This window comes from Bacillus sp. 22190, from assembly GCF_052045575.1.
GTDB classification, from domain to species: domain Bacteria; phylum Bacillota; class Bacilli; order Bacillales; family Bacillaceae; genus Bacillus; species Bacillus altitudinis.
The window spans coordinates 84619-105915 of sequence record NZ_JBQEPF010000007.1 but is presented as its reverse complement, the minus strand read 5'-3'; the positions used below and the strand labels follow the sequence as shown (position 1 = coordinate 105915).

At 41.6% G+C, this 21297-nt stretch carries 17 protein-coding genes; 13 read left to right on the top strand and 4 right to left on the bottom strand.

Annotated elements, in window-relative coordinates:
- Positions 1-289 precede the first annotated feature (289 nt).
- The 4 genes from ACTJKA_RS11765 to ACTJKA_RS11750 all read left to right on the top strand — a co-directional run bounded on the left by ACTJKA_RS11765 (position 290) and on the right by ACTJKA_RS11750 (position 2914).
- Positions 290-1507 carry an NAD(P)/FAD-dependent oxidoreductase gene (locus ACTJKA_RS11765; protein WP_162149727.1) on the top strand — a complete coding sequence of 406 codons (1218 nt, stop codon included), beginning with the start codon at positions 290-292 and terminating at the stop codon, positions 1505-1507.
- Between the two features lie 135 nt (positions 1508-1642).
- Positions 1643-1768: a YuiA family protein gene (locus ACTJKA_RS11760; RefSeq protein ID WP_008346797.1), complete on the top strand. Its 126-nt coding sequence runs from the start codon at positions 1643-1645 to the stop codon at positions 1766-1768.
- Between the two features lie 81 nt (positions 1769-1849).
- Positions 1850-2170 (top strand): YuiB family protein, encoded by a 321-nt coding sequence (locus tag ACTJKA_RS11755; protein WP_003212933.1) that lies wholly within the window; start codon positions 1850-1852, stop codon positions 2168-2170.
- A 99-nt stretch (positions 2171-2269) separates the two neighbouring features.
- A complete protein-coding gene (locus tag ACTJKA_RS11750; protein WP_046526543.1) occupies positions 2270-2914 on the top strand; it encodes a 3D domain-containing protein in 645 nt (214 codons plus the stop codon).
- A gap of 40 nt (positions 2915-2954) precedes the next feature.
- Here ACTJKA_RS11750 and ACTJKA_RS11745 read toward each other — a convergent pair whose 3' ends face one another.
- On the bottom strand, positions 2955-3431 hold the full coding sequence (locus ACTJKA_RS11745) for a divergent PAP2 family protein (protein WP_008346791.1): 477 nt from the start codon (positions 3429-3431) through the stop codon (positions 2955-2957).
- A gap of 326 nt (positions 3432-3757) precedes the next feature.
- On the opposite strand from ACTJKA_RS11745, the gene ACTJKA_RS11740 reads away from it, so the two are divergent.
- Positions 3758-5248, top strand: a complete 1491-nt coding sequence (locus tag ACTJKA_RS11740; protein WP_048002194.1) for a leucyl aminopeptidase — start codon at positions 3758-3760, stop codon at positions 5246-5248.
- Positions 5249-5584: 336 nt separating this feature from the next.
- Positions 5585-6913 carry a Na+/H+ antiporter family protein gene (locus ACTJKA_RS11735; protein ID WP_345911079.1) on the top strand — a complete coding sequence of 443 codons (1329 nt, stop codon included), beginning with the start codon at positions 5585-5587 and terminating at the stop codon, positions 6911-6913.
- 49 nt (positions 6914-6962) lie between these two features.
- On the opposite strand, the gene ACTJKA_RS11730 is transcribed toward ACTJKA_RS11735, so the two are convergent.
- The 3 genes from ACTJKA_RS11730 to ACTJKA_RS11720 form a co-directional block, all read right to left on the bottom strand.
- Positions 6963-7559 carry a biotin transporter BioY gene (locus ACTJKA_RS11730; RefSeq protein WP_008345905.1) on the bottom strand — a complete coding sequence of 199 codons (597 nt, stop codon included), beginning with the start codon at positions 7557-7559 and terminating at the stop codon, positions 6963-6965.
- Positions 7560-7675: 116 nt separating this feature from the next.
- A complete protein-coding gene (gene ald, locus ACTJKA_RS11725) occupies positions 7676-8812 on the bottom strand; it encodes an alanine dehydrogenase (RefSeq protein ID WP_017358929.1) in 1137 nt (378 codons plus the stop codon).
- A gap of 110 nt (positions 8813-8922) precedes the next feature.
- Entirely contained in the window at positions 8923-10152 is a 1230-nt protein-coding gene (locus tag ACTJKA_RS11720) for a PucR family transcriptional regulator (protein ID WP_007500450.1), read from the bottom strand.
- A 407-nt stretch (positions 10153-10559) separates the two neighbouring features.
- On the opposite strand from ACTJKA_RS11720, the gene ACTJKA_RS11715 reads away from it, so the two are divergent.
- The 7 genes from ACTJKA_RS11715 (at position 10560) to ACTJKA_RS11685 (ending at position 21256) form a co-directional block, all read left to right on the top strand.
- Positions 10560-10853 carry a WXG100 family type VII secretion target gene (locus ACTJKA_RS11715; protein ID WP_003213769.1) on the top strand — a complete coding sequence of 98 codons (294 nt, stop codon included), beginning with the start codon at positions 10560-10562 and terminating at the stop codon, positions 10851-10853.
- 95 nt (positions 10854-10948) lie between these two features.
- Positions 10949-11188, top strand: a complete 240-nt coding sequence (locus tag ACTJKA_RS11710) for an EsaB/YukD family protein (protein WP_008345897.1) — start codon at positions 10949-10951, stop codon at positions 11186-11188.
- A 14-nt stretch (positions 11189-11202) separates the two neighbouring features.
- Positions 11203-12516 (top strand): type VII secretion protein EssB, encoded by a 1314-nt coding sequence (essB, locus tag ACTJKA_RS11705; RefSeq protein WP_007500453.1) that lies wholly within the window; start codon positions 11203-11205, stop codon positions 12514-12516.
- Positions 12517-12567: 51 nt separating this feature from the next.
- Positions 12568-17043 (top strand): type VII secretion protein EssC, encoded by a 4476-nt coding sequence (gene essC / locus ACTJKA_RS11700; protein WP_206115699.1) that lies wholly within the window; start codon positions 12568-12570, stop codon positions 17041-17043.
- Entirely contained in the window at positions 17040-19937 is a 2898-nt protein-coding gene (gene esaA / locus ACTJKA_RS11695) for a type VII secretion protein EsaA (protein WP_440607768.1), read from the top strand. The genes essC and esaA overlap by 4 nt, the downstream gene beginning before the upstream one ends.
- The gene (gene essA / locus ACTJKA_RS11690) at positions 19918-20415 is read left to right on the top strand and encodes a type VII secretion protein EssA (protein WP_017358933.1); all 498 of its coding nucleotides are present in this window, start codon (positions 19918-19920) and stop codon (positions 20413-20415) included. Before esaA ends, essA begins: the two co-directional genes overlap by 20 nt.
- A 97-nt stretch (positions 20416-20512) precedes the next feature.
- Positions 20513-21256: a (S)-benzoin forming benzil reductase gene (locus ACTJKA_RS11685; protein ID WP_052320642.1), complete on the top strand. Its 744-nt coding sequence runs from the start codon at positions 20513-20515 to the stop codon at positions 21254-21256.
- Positions 21257-21297: the final 41 nt, after the last annotated feature.

Below are 21297 nucleotides of genomic sequence, written 5' to 3'. Positions count from 1 at the left end.
GCGGTGAAAAGGGGAAAAAAGAGAGAAAGACCGTTTATCCTAAGGATTTTCAGTTTAAAGCCTTGAAAAAAGGAGCAGAACTCGCTATTATTGTTAAGGGAACTAAATATTAATTTTTTATGAATTTTTGTCGGATACGGTCAAATGCTTTCGTTTTTTGTAGGTGAAAGTTCAGATTTTCACATACTTATTTTTTTGTTTAAATTTCATAAAATGCCGCAAAGCGGTTGAGAATAACGATATGTAATTCTTTATCCGTTTTACAGCAAATTTAAAAAAGGTGGATGTGATTCCAGTGAATAAACCGAAAATCGTTGTATTAGGTGCAGGTTATGGCGGATTAATGACTGTAACAAGATTAACAAAACAGCTTGGCACAAATGATGCGGACATTACTCTTGTGAACAAGCACAATTATCATTACGAAACAACATGGTTACATGAAGCAAGTGCAGGTACTCTTCATCATGACCGTTGTCGTTATCAAATCAAAGATGTGATTAACAGTTCCCGTGTCAACTTTGTACAAGCAACAGTTGAAAGCATTAATAAGGAAGAGAAGAAAGTTGTGACATCAGATGGCGAACTTTCTTATGACTACCTTGTTGTTGCGCTTGGTGCTGTTCCTGAAACATTTGGTATTGCAGGACTGAAAGAATATGCATTCTCAATCTCTAACATCAACTCTGCTCGTCAGCTTCGTGAGCATATTGAGCTTCAATTTGCGACTTATAATACAGATGCTGAAAAGCGTCCAGAGCGTCTGACAATCGTTGTCGGCGGTGCAGGCTTCACAGGTATTGAGTTCCTTGGTGAGCTTGGAAACCGTGTACCTGAGCTTTGCAAAGAGTATGATATTGATCAAAAAGACGTGCGTATTATCTGTGTAGAAGCTGCACCAACAGCTCTTCCAGGATTTGATCCTGAATTGATCGACTATGCGATGAACTACCTTCAAGGTAAAGGTGTTGAGTTCAAAATCGGTACAGCGATCAAAGAATGTACGCCTGAAGGCATCATTGTTGGAAAAGACGATGATACAGAAGAAATCAAAGCTGAAACTGTTGTATGGGCTGCTGGTGTACGTGGTAACCCAATCGTTGAAGAAGCTGGATTTGAAAACATGCGCGGCCGCGTAAAAGTGTCTCCAGATCTTCGTGTACCAGAAAATGAAGATGTATTCATCATCGGTGACTGCTCATTAATCATCAATGAAGAAATTAATCGTCCATATCCACCTACTGCACAAATTGCGATGCAGCAAGGTGAAACAGTAGCGAAAAACCTTGCAGCACTAGTAAAAGGTGGCACGCTTGAAAGCTTTAAGCCAGACATCAAAGGAACAGTTGCTTCTCTTGGTGAACACGACGCTGTAGGTGTTGCGTTTGGTAAAAAACTTCAAGGAACAAAAGCTTCTGCAATGAAAAAAATCATCGACAACCGTTCATTATTCATGGTTGGCGGACCAGGACTTGTTCTGAAAAAAGGAAAATTCAAGTTCTTCTAAACCGATATAGACAAAAACGTGTATCCCTGTGGTACACGTTTTTTCATGTTTGACGGAATATTTTCTCACTTGGTACTGGACAGAAAAATATGTTATGATGAATTATCAGAAAATTTAGATTAAGGAGTGAGCAATATGAATGCACAAACGAAAGAAAAAAAGTCAACTTGTCAGTATTGTTCAGGAAAAGGATACTTTCAGTTATTGCTCGGCGGATCAGAAACATGTGAGGAATGTAAAGGGACAGGAAAGAAGCATTAATCTTACGGCTTTTTCCATTGATTGACTTCATCTCTATTTCCAAGTTAAACTAATGATGGGATATTTGGGGGTGGAGATGAAGTGATCAGTTTACCAGTCGTTATCATTTCAGTTATTTTATTTTTCGTGTTATTCTTCGGCATTGGCTTTTTGCTGAATATGCTGCTGAGAATGTCATGGATTATGGCAATTTTATATCCAATTGTATGCCTTTTCATTATCAATAATCAAAAGATGATCGCTTATGTAAGAGAACCAGGCATTGCTTTTTCCGGGATAGGAGACCGCATCGTTTCTCTTGCTGCGGCAGATATCATCATTTTATTAAGCGGTCTGATTGGTGCCATTGCCTCTGGTTTTGTCATCAATGCCCTTCGTAAAAGAGGCTATCAAATGTTTTAACTCACTTGTCTACACGCAAGTGGGTTTTTTTGTTTCTCCTTTGCATAGTTTCCATTTTGTTTGGAAACAAATAGATGGGTAGAGGAGTGACAAATAGAAATGAAAACATGGATGAAACGATTGTTCATGACAGTTCTGTTTATGCTTGCCTTGATGACAAGCTTTACGGGCATATCTGGCGTAGAACCAAGTGATTTAGCTGCATGGGTGAAAGAGAACGATGCCGGTAAGCACGTATCTTCTTTTTTAAAGCATCCAAAAAGGCAGACGATGGCGGTGAAAAGTGACGATTTGCGTGCTGTTTCTCTCGAAGAAGCATTTAATTGGAACGATTATCCGAAGCAAAAGGTTGTCGCCACAGGTTATACAGCAGGAGTAGAATCAACAGGCAAGACGAAAGAACATCGTGCATATGGCATTACATATTCAGGCGTCAAAGTAAAACGTGACTTATATTCAACCGTGGCAGCGGACCCATCTGTCTTTCCGATTGGAACTGTCCTGTTTATCCCCAATTATGGCTATGGTGTAGTCGCAGATACTGGGAAAGCGATTAAAGGTCATAAGCTTGATTTATATTATGAAACGGTTGATGATGTGTATAGAGAATGGGGTAAAAAAGTGCTGGACGTTTATGTGATTAAAAAGGGTGAAGGAACGCTGACAGAAAAAGACTTAAATCAGTTGAATGAAGCAGAATCGATGCAAGTGTTCAGGCAGCAGTTTCAAGCCAATAAAGAATAAAAAAGCTTTGGATCTCAAAAGGTCCAAAGCTTTTTCGTTTCTACATGAAGTAATAATCTAAGATGAGTGTGAGCAAGATTCCTGTTAAGCCGCCGAAGAAGACTTCAATCGGCTTATGCCCAAGAAGCTCTTTCAATTTCTTTTGCTTCTCTTTTTCTTCCGCATTTGGGAAGTTCTTTGCCTCGGCAACAAACCGGTTAAAATCTGTGACCAGTTTGTTCAGGACAGTTGCCTGTTCTCCTGCCTGTCTGCGAACACCTGTCGCATCAAACATCGTAATAATGGCAAAGATGGCGGAAATGGCAAAAATAGATGTTCCTAGCCCGTGCTCTAAAGCAACTGCTGTTGAGAGTGCTGTTACTGCTGCGGAGTGTGAACTTGGCATTCCGCCTGTGCTTGTAATGAGCGACCAATCTAGTCGTCTAGAAATGATAAATTGAATCGGTACTTTTACAAATTGTGCAAAAAAGATGGCTGCAAGGCTGGCAAGCAGCGGAAAATTCGTCAGTACGCTCATGAACAAGAAACATCCTCTCTTTAAGAAAAAATAACGTGCGAAATGATAAAGTATTTACCCTAGTAAGATAAAAAAATGATGGCAGTAAGAACTGTTGCCAAGTCCATGTTCATTATAACATTAAAGAAAGTAGATGTGGAACGAGGAGACCATGGACAGGCTGCTATGGATCGCTGCCGCTTTTTCATGATGCCCTTCCGCATGCCAAAATATAAATGTTCTTCAAGGGAAGACAGGCTGGCAATGATCGTATCAGCACATAAATTTTGATATAATAGAAGTTCCAATGTGAAATATGGAGTTCATTGAAGGAGCGTGTGATAAATATGTTTTTCTCGACAAATGAGTTGCAACATAAAGATACACTGGCCATCGGACTTTTTCAAAAGAGCCAACTATCAGGAAAAGCAAAAGAAATGGATGAATTACATGGAGGAAGAATCACTGAATTACTAAAAGAAGGCGATATTTCATCTAAACGAAATCAGCTTTCGAAATTTTTCCCATCCCCTGAAACCGGCATTAAACGCATTTATTTTGTCGGGCTTGGGAAGGAGTCAGATTACACGTTTGAAGAGGCAAAGGAAGTGTTTGCGCATTTATTTAAAAAGCTTCATCAAGATAAAAAGCAAGCAGTTTCGGTTTTGCTTGATACATTTACAGGAAAGGATCTGCCTGTTCAAGATGCAGCCCATGCCCTTTCTGAAAGCTGCCTTTTAGCTACATATGAATTACAAGATTTTAAACATAAAACGAATGAACCGGATCGCTTTATCGAATTTGTTTATGCAACAACGGATCATGATGCTGCCGAAATTCAGGCAAGTCTGAAAGTGGGCGAAGTCTACGGACAATCGGTCAATTCGGCTCGTACACTTGTGAATATGCCGCCGAACATGCTCACGTCCTCTGATCTTGCATCCTATGCGGCAGAGCTTGCTTATAAATATGAATTCGAGATTGAAATTTTAGATAAAGAACAAATGGAAGAGCTCGGAATGGGCGGTATTCTAGCCGTTAATAGAGGCTCAACAGAACCACCGAAGCTGATTGTATTGAAATATCAAGGCAAGGAAGAATGGACAGACGTCATCGGCCTTGTCGGTAAAGGCATTACGTATGATACAGGTGGGTATTCCTTAAAGCCAAGAGCAAGTATGGTGGGGATGAAAACAGATATGGGCGGTTCAGCCTCTGTTTTAGGCGCAATGGAAATCATCGGTGAACTTCGTCCAGAGCAGAATGTCATTGCGGTCATCGCCTCAACAGATAATATGGTCTCAGCAGATGCGATGAAGCCAGATGACGTCATTGTCTCACTAAGCGGCAAAACAATCGAAGTGCTTAACACGGATGCAGAAGGTCGTCTTGTTTTAGCAGATGGTGTGACCTATGCGAAGCAGCATGGCGCCTCTGTGCTTGTGGATGTTGCGACATTAACAGGCGGTGTCATTGTGGCACTTGGGAATGAAACAACAGGCGTGATGACCAATAACGATGAACTGTATGCCCAGTTTAAAGAGGCATCAGAAGAATGCGGGGAAATGATTTGGCAGCTGCCAATCACCGAAAAAGATAAAAAACGAGTAAGAAACAGCAAAATGGCTGATCTGAATAACTCACCAGGTCGTGATGGTCATGCGATCATGGCAGGTGCATTCATTGGGGAATTCGCTGAAGACACCCCTTGGGTTCACTTAGATATTGCAGGAACAGCCACGACAGAAAAGCCTTCATGCTTTGGTCCAACAGGAGCAACAGGTGTGATGGTCAGATCATTAGCAACATTTGTGGAACGATTTGAATCGAAGAAATAACGACGGAAGCTCTGCCAACTGGCAGAGCTCAGCGTGTAGACAAACCCTCGCATTCGGTGTCAGTCCTGCGCTTCGGTGCTCACGAATGTCAAATTCGCTCCGCGCCGATGCTCGTCCTTCCTAGACTGCAAAGGTTTTCTATCACGCTGAAAAGAAGACAAAGGGCTAAAATAAAATTCATTTTAGCTTTTTGTCAACAATCTGAGCTCTGCCAACTGGCAGAGCTTTTTATGTAGGACATACGCCATTTGACGAAGTAAATTTTCTATGGTAACATACGTTGGTACTTTAATTATCTACTACATTAGTAAACTAAAGGATTTCGGAGGTTTCACCATGAATGCAGTTGTTTTAGCGGTTGTTTTAATGTTGATGTTAAGCTTGCTGCGGGTCAATGTCGTGATTGCGCTGGCACTTGGCGCTTTAGCGGGCGGACTTGCAGGTGGATTAGGTCTAGGGGGAACAGTTCAAGCGTTCACTGACGGTCTTGGCGGAAATGCGACAGTGGCGATTAGTTACGCACTATTAGGTGCATTCGCAGCCGCACTGACGAAAACGGGTCTTCCTGATGCCATGGTCGAAGGAGCTGTGAAGCTTCTTGGAAAAGAAGGCGATTCAAGAAGAAAAACATTATCAAAAGTGCTCATTATTCTGGTCATTTTGATCGTATCTTGTTTTTCTCAAAACGTTGTTCCTGTTCATATTGCCTTTATTCCGGTCTTAATCCCGCCATTATTAAAGGTGTTTAACGAGCTTCAAATTGACCGCAGACTACTAGCATGTGTGATGACTTTCGGACTTACTGCACCATATATTTTGCTTCCGGTCGGTTTTGGACAGATTTTTCACGGAATGCTTCGTGACAACATGAAAGATGCAGGTTTAACAGTGAATTTAGCAGACATTCCGTATGCGATGCTGATTCCTGTAGGCGGCATGGTTCTTGGCTTGATCGTTTCACTCTTTGTCTATCGTAAGCCAAAAACATATGAGAATCGTGACATTACGGATGTAGAAAAATCAGCATATACAAAAAAGAGCTTATTCTTTGCTGGACTTGCGATCCTTGTATCACTTATTGTTCAGTTATATCTCTCTCAAAGCCTTGGAGTCGAAGGGATGATCTTCGGTGCGCTTGCAGGCCTGCTTGTCTTGTTTGTAACGGGAATGATGAAACGCGATGAAGCAGATGCGCTGATTACATCTGGCATGAACATGATGGCATTTATCGGATTTGTCATGCTTGTTGCAGCTGGATTTGCCAATGTTTTAACGAAAACAGGAGATATTGAATCTCTCGTCAAGGCGTCTTCTCAATTTATCGGAAACAGCCAAAGCTTAGCGGCCATTTTAATGCTACTGGTGGGTCTGCTAGTGACAATGGGCATTGGCTCATCATTTGCAACGATTCCGATTATTACGACGATCTTTGTCCCGCTTTGTTTACACTTAGGATTCAGCCCGATGGCGACTATTGCGATTATTGGTTCAGCTGCGGCGGTAGGAGATGCAGGTTCACCTGCAAGCGACAGTACACTCGGACCAACATCTGGACTGAATATGGATGGACAGCATCACCACATTTGGGGTACATGTGTCCCAACATTCGCCTTTTATAATATCCCGCTCGTCTTGTTCGGCTGGCTTGCGGCAATTATTTTATAAAATGAAAAAAGGGTTCCTTACTCGTAGAGTAGAGGAACCTTTTCTGATATTAGGAAGCTGTTTGTTCTTTTCGAAAGGATGTAGCTTTTGAAACAGATCGATAAATTTTAGGTGCCAGCATCGCAAGGAGGATGGTCAGCGCATAGTCTTTTACCATAAACCAAATCATGAAGAACCATGTAGTTTGATAAGAGATTGGTGCGTTCAGCCATACATTTAATGCGATGTATGTATAAGTTGTCCCGATCACATACATCACGGTCGTTCCTGCAATGGCTGCAAATAAAAAGCGGCCAAAACCAGGGTTTTGTCTTTTTTCAAGAATGAATCCGGCAAGCCAAGCAGCAGGAATGTATGATAACACAAAGCCACCGCTTTTTCCTAAAATAACGCCGAGACCCGCCGAGAACTGTGCGAATACAGGTGCACCAGCGATCCCAACAAGAGCATAGACAATCATGGCCAATGCGCCAAGTCGTCTGCCCAACAAAAGACCAGCAAGCACACAAAAAAACGGCTGCATCGTAAGTGGGATTCCGCCGACCTGTAAAAATGGCACAATGGATGTGATATTGGCTCCGATAGCCATGAGTGCAGCAAACATCCCGACGAGCACAAAGTCAGCTGTTCTTGTCTTCTTTTGCATGATATTTCCCCCTGTCTTATCTGTACAAATAGATTAAGGGGAAGAGGTTTTTTTGTCAACTCATTTTTATTTTAGGTTAACAATAAAACCCGCCCCTGAAAAGGGCGGGCTAGATATTAAGCTTCGGTCATGGAAGAGGTTTCAAGGGCTTTACTAACAGGCACATAATCATAGCCGAGATCACGAGCGACAGCTTCATAGGTGATATGTCCGTTCATCACATTGACGCCTTCAGCAATCGCCTTGTTTTCTTTGATCGCTTTTGCAGCGCCTTTATTTGCAATCTGCAGTGCGTATGGGACCGTGACGTTTGTTAAAGCAACTGTCGATGTTCTCGGAACCGCTCCTGGCATATTGGCAACAGCATAATGTAAAATGCCGTGCTTTTCATAAGTAGGCTGATCATGTGTTGTGATATGATCGATTGTTTCCACAATCCCGCCTTGGTCAATGGCTACATCGACAATGACAGAACCAGGCTTCATTTGTTTCACCATTTCTTCTGTGACAAGGGTTGGAGCTTTGGCACCTGGGATGAGAACCGCACAAATGAGCAGGTCTGCCTCGCTCACTGAATCTGCAATGTTAACAGGATTAGACATTAACGTTTTCATTTGATGACCAAACTGATCGTCCAGCTGACGTAATCGTTCCGCATTTACATCAATAAGAGTGACATCTGCGCCAAGTCCGATCGCCATTTTCGCTGCATTTGTTCCAACGACACCGCCGCCAATAATGGTGACTTTCCCTCTCGATACTCCTGGCACGCCTGCGAGCAGAATGCCTTTTCCGCCTTTTGGCTTTTCTAAAAATTGAGCACCAATTTGAGCAGCCATTCTACCTGCAACTTCAGACATTGGCGTTAATAGAGGGAGTGATTTTCCGTCCGTTACCGTTTCATAAGCAATGGCTGTTACACCTTTTTGTTTTAATGCTTCAGCCAAGGAGGGCTCTGCTGCAAGGTGCAAGTACGTAAATAAGATCAGACCTTCTCTGAAATAAGCATATTCTTCTGGTAATGGTTCTTTTACCTTCATAATCATATCAGAAGATGCCCACACATCTTTCGCTTGATCAAGAATCTCTGCACCAACAGATACATAATCGTCATCAGTGAATCCGCTTCCAAAACCAGCGTTCGTTTCAATTAAAATCTGGTGTCCAGCTGAAAGCAATTGAGATGCTGCTCCTGGTGTTAATGCGACCCGGTTTTCATTGTTCTTAATCTCTTTCGGAATGCCGATGATCATATCAATTCCTCCTATGCTTATCTATTGATATTGTATGTCTAGTGTATCCTGAAAGTTTAGAAAATTCTTCGGTTGAATGAAAAAATTAAAAAACGCCTCTTTGTGAAATTTCACAAAGGGACGTTTTTTAGCTTCATATCAAGATAAATAGTCATTTTCTCATTCATGTTTTTTAAATCAATTTCTGCAATGTCCGTAATCCGCTTCAGTCTATAATTCAATGTGTTGATATGAATATTTAACTGCTTTGCGGCGATATTGGCGTTGCTGTCACAATCAATAAATCGTTCAAGGGTCTCGACAAGGTTGGAATGATGCCTGAGATCGTAATCCTCAAGCTTTGATAAAGAGTAACTGGAATAAGACGATCCCTTTCGTTTTTCAGCCAGCACATCTAAGTATTGATAAATTCCCAGTTCAGAAAAGCTGTTTAATCGTTCTGTTTCCACAGGAAAGCGTTCTTTTGTTTTTAAGACGGCCAGTGCTTCTTTATAGGATGGCTGAATATGAGTAATGTGATCGTAAATTCCACCAATGGCCGCTTGAACGTCATGGAGCTGATACCGATCAGACAACTGCTTTAGCATGCCGCTTGTGAATTGTTTAATATCTTGAAGCGGATGTTCTGTTTTTGGCGAGACAAGAATAATGAATTCGTTAAAATCAACAGTCGTTAACAGCACCTGCACTTGCTGCGTTGTTTCAAGCAGATAGGAGAGCTTCTTTTCCGTATCTTCTGTCAGTTCATCACGAAGGCGAAAAATAATAATCGCATACGTGTCTGGACACCTCATCCCAAGCCTCAAGAAGAGATCAAGCATCTCATCCTTTTCATGAATATGTCCTGTGAGCATCTTCCAAAATAGCTCCTGATTGCGTTCTTCTGTTTTCGTTTTTCGAATTTGTAAATTGAGTAATTTGTTTTTCACGGCATGTGCTGCCATCTTGAGAAGGTCCATTTCTTCATCTGAAAAAGGCTGCGTGGATTCAATTGCCCAGATAAAACCGAGCACCTCTTTGTCTTTCCATATGGAAATGGCAACCCTGCTGGATAGACCGACTTCTGCAATTTGAGGTACGCGAAGCGGTTCATCTGTTTTAAGGAGTGTAGGAATGATACCGTCTTTCCAAAGCCGATTAATGACTTTTTCCGGTACACGGCGGGAGATAATGGTTGAAGTTCTGGCGGGATCAGTGAAATCATTATGTGTGCTATAGGCTAATAATCGATGATGAGTATCTTCTATAGTAATAGGGCAATTGAGCACATCACTAATTTGGTCTGCCACATCCTCTAAACGATCAAGGCTATACTTAAATGGATCTGTCTTTTTTGTCATAAAAAACCCCTGCTTTTTCGAATATTTCACGTACTTACATTATGAAGAGAATCAGGTACGTAAATCAACAAGAAAATGCCATAATTATTAAAAAAACAAAAAGCTTGAGAAATGAGCACATTGGTCATGCGTTGATCACAAAAAGAAATAGTACAATAATAATGTAGTAAAAAATCAATAGGCGGAAAGATTCATCGAAGTGCACGCTCTTTTATTAAGAATATATGACCAAAAAATTGTTAAATACTAGATAAAGAGCGAAAAAACAGTAATTCTATAGACTCATTTTGTAAAATAAAAACAGATTTGTTTGACTGTGTATCATTTCTGTTTTTATAATAATAACGTCAAAAAATAAGTGGATTAGCCCATTATATGGCGGCTATGCACGGGAGGTAATGAGGAATATGTCAGGAATTATTCGCGTAACCCCAGAAGAACTAAGAGCGACCGCTAAGCAATATGGTGTTGAAAGTCAAGAAGTGTTAAACCAAGTTGATCGTCTAAATAGAATGATCTCTGACCTAAAAGGAATGTGGGAAGGTGCTTCTAGTGAAGCATTTGCTGATCAATACGAACAGCTTAAACCTTCATTCATCAAAATGTCTGATCTATTAACAGATGTCAGCAATCAGCTTGATCAAACTGCAAATACACTTGAAAGCACTGACCAAGACATCGCTAGCCAAATCCGCGGCTAATCAAAGGGATTTCCTTTCTAAGTGTGAAAAGCAGAAAAAGCGCCGAGTCTGTCAGTTGATGCCGGCGCTCTTTCTATTTTGTGAGGTGGAAATTTGTGTATATCGATATTACCATCGACTTAAAAAACTATGATGGCAGTGTGTTTGATTTGAGACTATCAAATTATTTACATATTAAACAAGTCATCCATATCGCCTGGCAGGCAAAACAAATCTCACTACCTAAACGAGATGGCGGATGGGTGCGTGTAGTCAATAAGAAAGCTGTGTTTTCAGGCGAATATAAGCTGTCAGACTGTGGAATCACCACAGGAGACAGGCTGGAAATACTATGAAAGGACTTTTGTAAATGGCAGATAAAAAGAGTTCCTATTTAGAAGAACAATTAGAAGCAGTCATGAAAAAAGAGGAAGGCACTTACACCTTCATTTTTCAAAGAGAGACAATTAAACTCTTAGACGGTTTAGAAGCGGCACCGATTAAAGACATCAATCCTTCATTTAAAAAAGAGATCCAATTAACCGAAGGTGAGGTCATCATTTCGATTCAACCGCCTCCTGCCTATCAGGAATTTCGTTTCATCCATGCAAAGGATGAAAAAAGCAAATGGATTTTTTCATACCAGCTTGTCGATGCAGTGTGCAAACACGACGTGAAGCGGCTGCATCCTATTGTTTCTCCTGAAAACATTGTTTTTCATCAAGGCTTAGCGCCTGCATTTTTGCATTACGGGGTCAAAGAAAGCATCCCGCCATATGAAACCGACCAACAACGTTTGTTAAAAGAGGTCAAAGCCGTCATTCTTCGAGTGGTGGACCATGAATATCAGTTTCAAGAATATTTGGCTTATCATGATACGTTGAAATTATCTGAGCAGGCAAAGGAAATAAGTGATACACAGTCGCTGGAAGAATTGTCTGCTTTGATTCAACAAAAAATAGAAGCCATCGAAGCAAAAGAAAAGACGCTCTTAACCATTCCAAAAAAGAAATGGAAGATCGAACGATACATTGGACTTGGTCTCCTTGTTCTTTTGATTCCTGCATTGGTGTATACCATTTACACGTTCTTTTTCGCCATGCCGAAACAAGAAGCGTATGTGGAAGCGAATAAATATTATCTCAACAAACAGTACAGCCAAGTGGTGGATACGCTCGAAAAATACAAAGCCGATCAAATGCCAGTCTCTCTTCAATATGAACTGGCCATTTCGTATGTGCAAACGAATCAAGGGAATCTATTGCTTGACCAGCACAAAAAAGAAATCACGGATACGTACACATTGCAGACAGACCCGCAATACTTCCTGTTCTGGATTCATATTGGACAAGGCAATAGCAAGGAAGCCCTGGATATTGCAAGGGTGCTCGGGGACGACCGATACATATTCACAGCGCTCGTCGCCTACCGCAATGAAATTCAAAATGACGACAGCCTATCTGCTGAAGAAAAACAAAAACAGCTAGATCCAATCATTAAGGAAATGGCGAAGTATGAAGAAAAAGAAACAACGGAGACGAGCACCAATGACTCCTCAGATGCAAGCCAAACAGATGAAACAGCTGAACAAAAAGAGCAGTCAAAAGCCGATCAGGAGAAAAAAGAGAAAGAATCTGATGCAAAAAAGAAAACCTCTCAGACGAAAAAAGATGAGAAAAAATAATTCTTTCGATACAACTGACAGTTGGTGCTGTCCGATGAGGAGGTGGAGCGTTTGAGTCTTCTATGGGTTTTTTATGAGGAAGATTATCAAACCGTCCGTTTAGATGAGCAGTTCAACCGGGAAGCTGTGATTGGACCTGAAATAGAGCATACAGTAACGATTCCTTCCCTTTCGTTTGATGAAGGATTGATTCGTTTATCTCCAGATGAAACGAATGACGGCTTTTCTCTTTATCAGGGCGAAAAAAAGAAAGGTCACTTACTTCCACATGAACCATATCAGGTTGGTTCACTCACACTCATGTTGATGGATTCACATCATGATCAAACCATTTATTACCTAGGAAATAGAGTCGAAGTGACTATTTCAAGTGAAGAAATAGATGAAGCGGATGTGTGGAAAGAAGAAGCCCATTCAATGTTTCAAGATGCCAAATCCTTCACGTTGGAAAAAATAGAAGGCACTTGGTATGTGATTCCCCAAGATGAAACGATCTATGTGAACGGGAAACAGCTGCACGGTCCACAGCAGCTTCTTGCTGGAGATGAGCTGTTTTGGAACTTTTTGACGCTGTCATTGAAAGATGATGATTTATTGCAAGTAACAGCATTTGAACCATTTCAAACACGTTTAGAAAAAACAAGGCCGCCGAGTACCGAAACGAAACAAAAATATCCTTTATACAGACGAACACCGCGTTTGATTTACGATCTGCCAGATGACCGGGTGTCTTTCAGCTTTCCTTCACAGGAGAGTGAAAATAACGGCAGAGGACTTTGGCTTGTAGTTCTCCCGCCGCTTGTCATGCTGATTGTCATGGGGATCGTGGCCCTTGTACAGCCGCGAGGCATCTTTATTGTCGTGTCGATGGCAATGTTTATTATGACGTTAATTACATCGTCCGTTCAATATTTTAAAGAGAAATCACAGCGCAAAAGACGAGAAGAGAAGCGGCAACGCGTTTACTCTCTTTACTTAGAAAATAAGCGGAAAGAGCTGCAAGAGCTGTATGACCGTCAACAATTTATTTTAACGTATCATTATCCATCATTTGAACAAATGAAATATTTGACGTCAGAAATTAGCGGGCGTATTTGGGAAAAGACACTTGTCAGTGATGATTTTTTACAGCTGCGTCTAGGGACAGGTGCAGTTCCTTCAAGTTATGAATTATCGACGAGCGGCGGCGATATGGCCAATCGTGACATCGATGATTTAATGGAACAAACCCAGCATATGCAAAACGTCTATCGCGAGGTAAAAGATGTACCGATTACGTTCGGTCTTGCGGACGGTCCAACCGGATTAATAGGAAAACCGGCAATTGTCAAAAATGAACTTCACCAGCTTGTCGGTCAGCTTGCTTTCTCGCACAGCTATCATGATTTGAGATTTGTTTTTATCTTTAATGAACAGGAGTATGAGAACTGGGAATGGATGAAATGGCTGCCGCACTTCCAACTTCCTCATACATACGGGAAAGGGTTTATATACAACGAACAAACACGTGATCAGCTTTTGTCTTCTATTTATGAAATTTTGCGAGAGCGTGATCTGGAAGAGGAAAAAGAGAAAAAAATCTTTACGCCTCACTTTGTGTTTATCGTGACAAACCATGAACTCATTGCGGAACATGTGATTTTAGAATACCTAGAAGGCAGCCGGACGGATTTAGGCATCTCAATTATCTTTGCGGCAGAAACAAAGGAAAGCTTGGCTGAAAATATTTCAACGCTTGTTCGTTACATTAACGAAGAAGAAGGAGATATTCTCATTCAGCATAAGAAGGCCGTACGAATTCCATTTCAGCTGGATGCACATGAGCGAGCGGACAATGAGCTGTTTGCCAGAACCTTAAGAACATTAGATCATCAAGTCGGGATGACCAACTCGATTCCAGAAACGGTCTCCTTCCTTGACCTGTTTCATGCCAAACAGGTAGATGACATTGGCATTCGTGAAAAATGGCTGACATCTGAAACAGCAAAGTCATTATCTGTGCCTATCGGCTATAAAGGAAAAAACGATATTGTCGATCTGAATCTGCATGAAAAAGCACATGGACCGCATGGTCTGTTAGCAGGAACAACGGGATCAGGAAAAAGTGAGTTTTTACAGACGTATATTTTATCCTTGGCTGTTCACTTTCACCCGCATGAAGTGGCGTTCCTGCTTATTGATTACAAAGGAGGCGGAATGGCGCAGCCGTTCCGAAATATTCCGCACTTACTTGGTACGATCACAAACATTGAAGGTAGCAAAAACTTTAGTGAAAGAGCGCTTGCCTCTATTAAAAGTGAACTGAAGAAAAGACAGCGCTTGTTTGATCAGTATCATGTGAATCATATCAATGACTATACGAAACTCTATAAAGAGAAAAAGGCGGAACAGGCGATGCCTCATTTGTTCTTAATCTCTGATGAGTTTGCTGAATTAAAAAGTGAAGAGCCAGATTTTATTAGAGAGCTTGTCAGTGCCGCACGGATTGGACGAAGTCTCGGTGTCCATCTCATTTTGGCGACACAAAAGCCCGGCGGGGTCATTGATGATCAAATTTGGAGTAACTCCCGCTTTAAAGTCGCATTAAAGGTACAAGATGCATCAGACAGTAAGGAAATTTTGAAAAATAGTGATGCAGCGTCGATTACCGTGACAGGTCGTGGATATTTACAAGTGGGGAACAATGAAATCTATGAATTATTCCAGTCGGCTTGGAGTGGTGCACCGTATATGGAAGATGGCTACGGATCAGAAGATGACATCGCCATTGTAACGGACACTGGACTGATCCCATTATCAGGGGTAAGTACAGAGCCAGCTGTGAAAAAAGAGACAGTGACGGAAATTTCCGCTGTTGTGGATGAAATTGAACGTATGCAGCAGGAGCTTGGAATTGAAAAGCTTCCGAGTCCATGGCTTCCACCGCTTGAAGAGCGGATTCCAAAAACACGTTATGCATCAAGTGAAGAGCACGTTTTCCATTTTGCTCTTGTCGATGAGCCAGATCAGCAAAGCCAGCATCCACTATCGTATCAAATGATGGAGGATGGAAATATTGGCATCTTCGGTTCATCCGGCTACGGCAAATCACTTGCTGCAACAACACTGCTCATGAGCTTCGCAGAAAGATATTCACCTGAAGAATGGCATGCGTATATTTATGACTTCGGTAACGGCACCTTGCTACCGCTTGCCAAACTTCCGCATACGGCTGATTATTTCTTAATGGATCAAATGAGGAAGATTCAAAAGTCGATGAAGCGTCTGCGTGAAGAGGTTGAATATCGCAAGCGTTTATTTAGACAGCAGGAAATGAGTCATATCAAAATGTATAATGCGTTGAATGAGAAAAAGCTTCCATTCATATTTATCGTGATTGACAACTTTGACATTGTGAAAGACGAAATGCATGAACTCGAATCTGAATTTATTCAGTTAAGCCGTGATGGACAATCATTGGGCATTTATTTCTTAATCACAGCGACTCGTGTCAACGCAGTACGCCAATCGCTTATGAACAACTTGAAAACAAAGATTGTCCATTATTTAATGGATCAAGGAGAGGCATACTCCATTATTGGCAGACCGAAATTCAGCTTAGAGCCAGTTCCAGGCAGAGTCATTATCAACAAAGAAGAGCTTTACTTTGCCCAAATGTTCCTGCCAGTTGAAGGAGAGAATGATCTCGAATTGTTTGAGCATTTAAAACAAGAGATCCAGCTTCTAGATGCTCGCTTTGAATCAGCTGAAAAACCAAAACCTGTACCAATGCTTCCTGATAAGCTGACCATTTGGGAGCTAGAGAGTCGCTTAGAAGAACAAAAACAGCCGTATGACATTCCAGTCGGACTAGATGAGGAATCTGTTGCACCTGTTTACTTTGACTTGAAGAAGAATAAACACTGCCTCATCATCGGTCAAACGCAGCGAGGGAAAACAAATGTGACCAAACTGATGCTTGATCAGCTATTAGTAGCAAAACCTGAGAAGCTGGCCGTCTTTGATTCGATTGATCGGGGGCTCTCTCATTATGCAAAAGAAGAGAACATTGATTACCTTGAAACAAAGGATGATATCACAGAATGGGCAGAGGAAATAGATCGTTTATTCAAGGTGCGTGAAGAGATGTACGTCGAAGCTGTGCGCCGTGGAGAGACTGATCAGTTGTCGTTCTCTCAAATTGTGCTTGTGATAGATGGCATTACGCGTTTTCAGCAGACAATCGACCCACGTCTTCAAGATCAATTGGCTGATTTCATGAAGTCATATGCACACTTAGGCTTTAGCCTGATCGCGTCAGGAAATCATACCGAATTCAGTAAAGGCTATGATGCACTCACAAACGAAATCAAACAAGTTCGTCATGCCATGTTACTGATGAAAAAATCAGAGCAAAACATCATACCGCTTCCGTATGCAAGACAAGAACCAGAGATTCAGCCAGGCTTCGGATATTTGGTTGAAAACGGGAAAGAGAAGAAAATCCAGGTTCCTTTATGTGCGGTAGAAAGGAAGAGTGTTCAATGACAGAGCAGCAAAAAAGCTCCATCAAAATCGTGTCTACCATGATACTGATTCTCGTCTTGCCGGTTCTATTTTTCCATCTCATTGGGGATGATCCGGCAAAACAGAAAAAGAATGCCACACGTAACATAGCCGTGGTCAATGAAGATATGGGGGCGAGCGAAAGTGAAAATACCGCTCGTTTTGGACAGGATGTGGTGGCGGCATTATCAGAGCGTCCAGATTACACATGGACAGTCGTCAATCGAAGTGCGGCAGAAAATGGCCTGAAAAATAGAAAGTACGATGCAGTTCTCTATATTCCATCTGACTTCTCTAAAAATGTGCTGAGCTATGATAAGGATCATCCAGAGAAGGCATCTATCCAATTCTCAATCCAAGATCAGCTCAATGCAGTGAATAAAGAAAAAGTACAAAGAGAGCTAGAAAATGCTCAAAAGAAAATGAATGAACAAATGTCGACTTTATATTGGAGTTTTGTATCACAGGAAATCGGCAATGTCAGAGAAGAGTTTGAGCATATTGTTGGCAAAGAGGTCGAATTCCAAAACACGATGTACAACTTCTATAAGCCAAATTCAAACAAACTATCTGATGCCGTCCAGCAGCAGAAGAAACAAATAGAAGAACTAAAAAATGCGATGGCCGATTCACAAAAACAGTATAAAGACGGTTTAAGTACAACAGAAGAAGCGAAAAGCCAGCTAAAGGATTTCGTAAAAGTAGTCGATCAATATCAGCAGTATCAAGACAAACAAAAGGATCTCTTGATCAAAGCGCAATCGACAAGTAAAAAACAAATCCAGCAAGGACTCAAACAGCTTGCGGAGATCCAAAACCAAAATGCCCGCAGCTTTAGCGATCAAATGGGCGGACTCAAAACCGACATCAATGGGGTCCAAAGTCAGCTCAAAACAACGGACAGCGCAATTCAATCTGTTCAAAAGGCAAGAGAAGACGCAATCCCTAAGCAATCGTCGGGATTAACGGACCTTGTGAAGGCGTCTCAAGAAGAACTGTTGAAGAATTATGAAGGTCAATACTTAGAGGCCTATAAAAGTAAGATCATCGCCTTGCAGAATAAGCTAGAAGCAAAAAGGCAAGAGCTAATCAACGCACCCGAGCAGCCAGCTGATCCTGATGATGACGGGCAATCAGATCAAGATAACGAGAACCCAGAAGAGATTGGCATTAACTTAGATGATGAAACAAATGAACTCTCGCAAATTTCATCGGAAATGAACGATCTAGCCGATCAATTAGAAGATCAGACTGCACCTCCTACTAATGAAGATGAGAAAGAGAGTGAAAATGGTCAGGATGCTGTTCAGCCAGATAACAGCGGCACGAATCAATCAAAAGATGACCTAAAAGCACTGTCTAATCGTTTAGAAGAAGTGAAAAAGAAGATTCAAGAAAAATCGGCCGCTCATAACGACCAATTGAAAGACAAAGTAAGTCAAATGAGTAAGGAGCTTGAAAGCCTCACGAAAAAAGTAGAGAAGCTTGAAAAGATGATTCTAAGGTTACAAGATCGATATAACGTCATTCCGAATGAAATCAAAAATCAGGAATCCTCTATTTTAAACAAAGTGCAAGAGCTGAAACGAGTAAACTCGCCGATTGGCAACACTGTGAATACGAAAATATTTGATCAAGAGTTTAAAACAAATTCAACAAGCACCAAAAAGTTAATGGAATACTCCAATCAACTGTCTCAGCTAGAGATGATGCTTGGGAATCTATATCAACCAACAAACAACTCATCTCTACTAGACACAAAAGGAGATGAAATCCAGTCCATCCTTTCCATCAAAAAAGAAGAAACGGAAAACTGGGATACACTCAAAAATCAAATGCTGACGTCAAATGATGATGTGTCTACCTTTATTGATGAGATGCAAAAATTCTCAGATGGCTACGCAGAATACATTTCGACTCAGCAGGCAAGCATGGAACAGGAGTTAAATGCCATTTCTGAAAGTGCGGACACAGTAGCTGAACAAATGGCTGATCAAGGAGATGCTGTGTATACGGCAGACCTTGCGGGCAGTTCGATTGTTGTGAGTGCACAGGATTCAATTGGTCAGGAAGTGCTTCGTCTTTCTGAAAATATGAGTTCGTTAACTGACCGCCAAAAAGGGGTGGCGGATTATACGAATAATATTGAAGAAAGTGTCACAACCGTTCAAGAAAAAGCAGATACGTTGAACGAAAACTGGAGTAAGAATGTCAATTCTACGAAGCTTGTTCAACAAGATTTAAAGGGTATTTTAGGCAACACTTTAGACGATCAAGGCAACAGCAACTATGTGTATAACCATTTAGCCAATCCGCTGAAAATTAGCGGCGATGTGCCAGAAGAAAAAACGCAGACTGTACCGCCAGTAGTCATTTTGGTTATTGTGATGATCAGCAGTTTGTTGATTGGCTTTTTTAGCTCGTACTATGCGTCAGCGCCAATGCTGGTCAAAGGTGCACTGTTTGGTATTTTAAATCTGCTAGTCGGGCTCATGATCAGTCTGTTTGGACTCAACATTTACAAACTAGCTGATGACCAAGCCATTCAATGGTCGATCTTTACGATTTTGCTGCTAGTGGCATGCTCTGCCTTTATTCGCACAGCTTTCCTTTTCGGTTCAATTGCCGGATGGATGGCAGCAACGGCGCTTATTTTCTTCTTTGTTGCACCGTTAATTGATTTGGTCATGCCAAACTTCCATTTTACAAATCCAGTGACAGACGTGTATCTGTCCATCCAATATGGAAATGGAGACAACTTCGGTATGGGCATCACAGGGCTACTGATTTTAACGATATTGTTCATGGTCATTCCACTAGTGAAGAAGCTATGGAAAGACAAAACAGAGGAACGTGATGTCACTCATGAGGCTTAATCTATTCGTCAAAGGGATGGCACTTGGTGTCATATCCCTTTTTCTCCTCAGTCCTGCTGCTTTTGCTGCTACAGGTGAAGATACGGATACGAATGTCAAGCCGAATGAATATCAAGAAAAGAACCTCAATATTAATTCGAGTATATTGAGGGATCAAACGAAATACGAACAAAGCAAAACAACATCTAAAGTCAAAACGGACATTCACTTTGCTGACCCGCCTAAGACCTCTGGTGGTCAACTTTCGCCGCAAATTTTTAGTGATCTGAAAGACAATCCGCCTAAAACGCCAGCTCGTATGATGAAAGAGATGAATATCTCTTTCAGCGATTCGGCTGTATCAACTCCTTCTGGCGATGATCATGAAAAGCAGAGATCGGCGCTTCTGCCAATCATTTTTGGCATCTTGATCGCCTTTGGCATCATTGTCATGATCATTCTGATTCCAAAGGTGAATGTGAAGACGGAAAAGAAATAGCCTGCCTTTTGAAAAGGGCAGGCTTTTCTTTATGCAGATTGCTTGATGTGATACCGATTCACTATTTAAAATAGTATTATTAAGGGAGGAGATTGTCATTCGAATTTCAATCGTCACAGGCGGATCAAAAGGATTTGGTTTAGCACTTGTCAAACAGCTACTTTCACGCGGGGATAACGTGTACACCGCTGCAAGAAGTGAGTCGCCAATATCCCATCCACACCTCACGCATTCACAGGTCGATCTCACTGATGAGGAATCGGCTGCAAAATGGCTTCAGAGCATCTTGTCCTCGCAAACTCTCGCAGACGCTGATGACGTCTTGCTTGTCAATAATGCAGGAATGGTCACTCCTATCAAACGTACAGGGCAAGGCGGAGAGGATACGCTTCATCAGCATTATACGCTGAACCTTATCATCCCTGTTTTGCTCAGTCATGTGTTTGTGAGGGAGACACAATCCTTTGAGGGGAAGAAAACCATCGTGCATCTTTCTTCTGGAGCAGCTAAAAATCCGTACAAAGGATGGAGTGCCTATTGCAGCTCAAAAGCAGGGCTTGATATGTTTATGAGGACTTTACATGAGGAACAGCAGGACGAAGCATATCCTGTCACCACGTTTTCCTTTTCACCCGGTACGATTGATACGGATATGCAGGGAGAGATTCGGAAATCCTCCAAACAGGACTTTGAACAAATTGAACGGTTTCAGCAATTACATGAAACAGGTACGCTAAAGAGCCCAGATGAAGTGGCCGGTATTTTACTCGACCTTCTAGCAGATGACCCAGCTGGCGGTTGTGTATACGATGCCCGTGAGTATGGAAAAAAGCAGTCATAACGGCTGCTTTTTTCGTATTGTACAAGCAAAGACAGCTTATC

Coding starts and splice junctions, on each gene's coding strand:
- ACTJKA_RS11760 (WP_008346797.1), top strand. CDS start 1,643: ATGAATGCACAAACGAAAGAAAAAAAGTCAACTTGTCAGTATTGTTCA.
- ACTJKA_RS11750 (WP_046526543.1), top strand. CDS start 2,270: ATGAAAACATGGATGAAACGATTGTTCATGACAGTTCTGTTTATGCTT.
- ACTJKA_RS11745 (WP_008346791.1), bottom strand. CDS start 3,431: ATGAGCGTACTGACGAATTTTCCGCTGCTTGCCAGCCTTGCAGCCATC.
- ACTJKA_RS11740 (WP_048002194.1), top strand. CDS start 3,758: ATGTTTTTCTCGACAAATGAGTTGCAACATAAAGATACACTGGCCATC.
- ACTJKA_RS11735 (WP_345911079.1), top strand. CDS start 5,585: ATGAATGCAGTTGTTTTAGCGGTTGTTTTAATGTTGATGTTAAGCTTG.
- ACTJKA_RS11730 (WP_008345905.1), bottom strand. CDS start 7,559: ATGCAAAAGAAGACAAGAACAGCTGACTTTGTGCTCGTCGGGATGTTT.
- ald (WP_017358929.1), bottom strand. CDS start 8,812: ATGATCATCGGCATTCCGAAAGAGATTAAGAACAATGAAAACCGGGTC.
- ACTJKA_RS11720 (WP_007500450.1), bottom strand. CDS start 10,152: ATGACAAAAAAGACAGATCCATTTAAGTATAGCCTTGATCGTTTAGAG.
- ACTJKA_RS11715 (WP_003213769.1), top strand. CDS start 10,560: ATGTCAGGAATTATTCGCGTAACCCCAGAAGAACTAAGAGCGACCGCT.
- essB (WP_007500453.1), top strand. CDS start 11,203: ATGGCAGATAAAAAGAGTTCCTATTTAGAAGAACAATTAGAAGCAGTC.
- esaA (WP_440607768.1), top strand. CDS start 17,040: ATGACAGAGCAGCAAAAAAGCTCCATCAAAATCGTGTCTACCATGATA.
- essA (WP_017358933.1), top strand. CDS start 19,918: ATGTCACTCATGAGGCTTAATCTATTCGTCAAAGGGATGGCACTTGGT.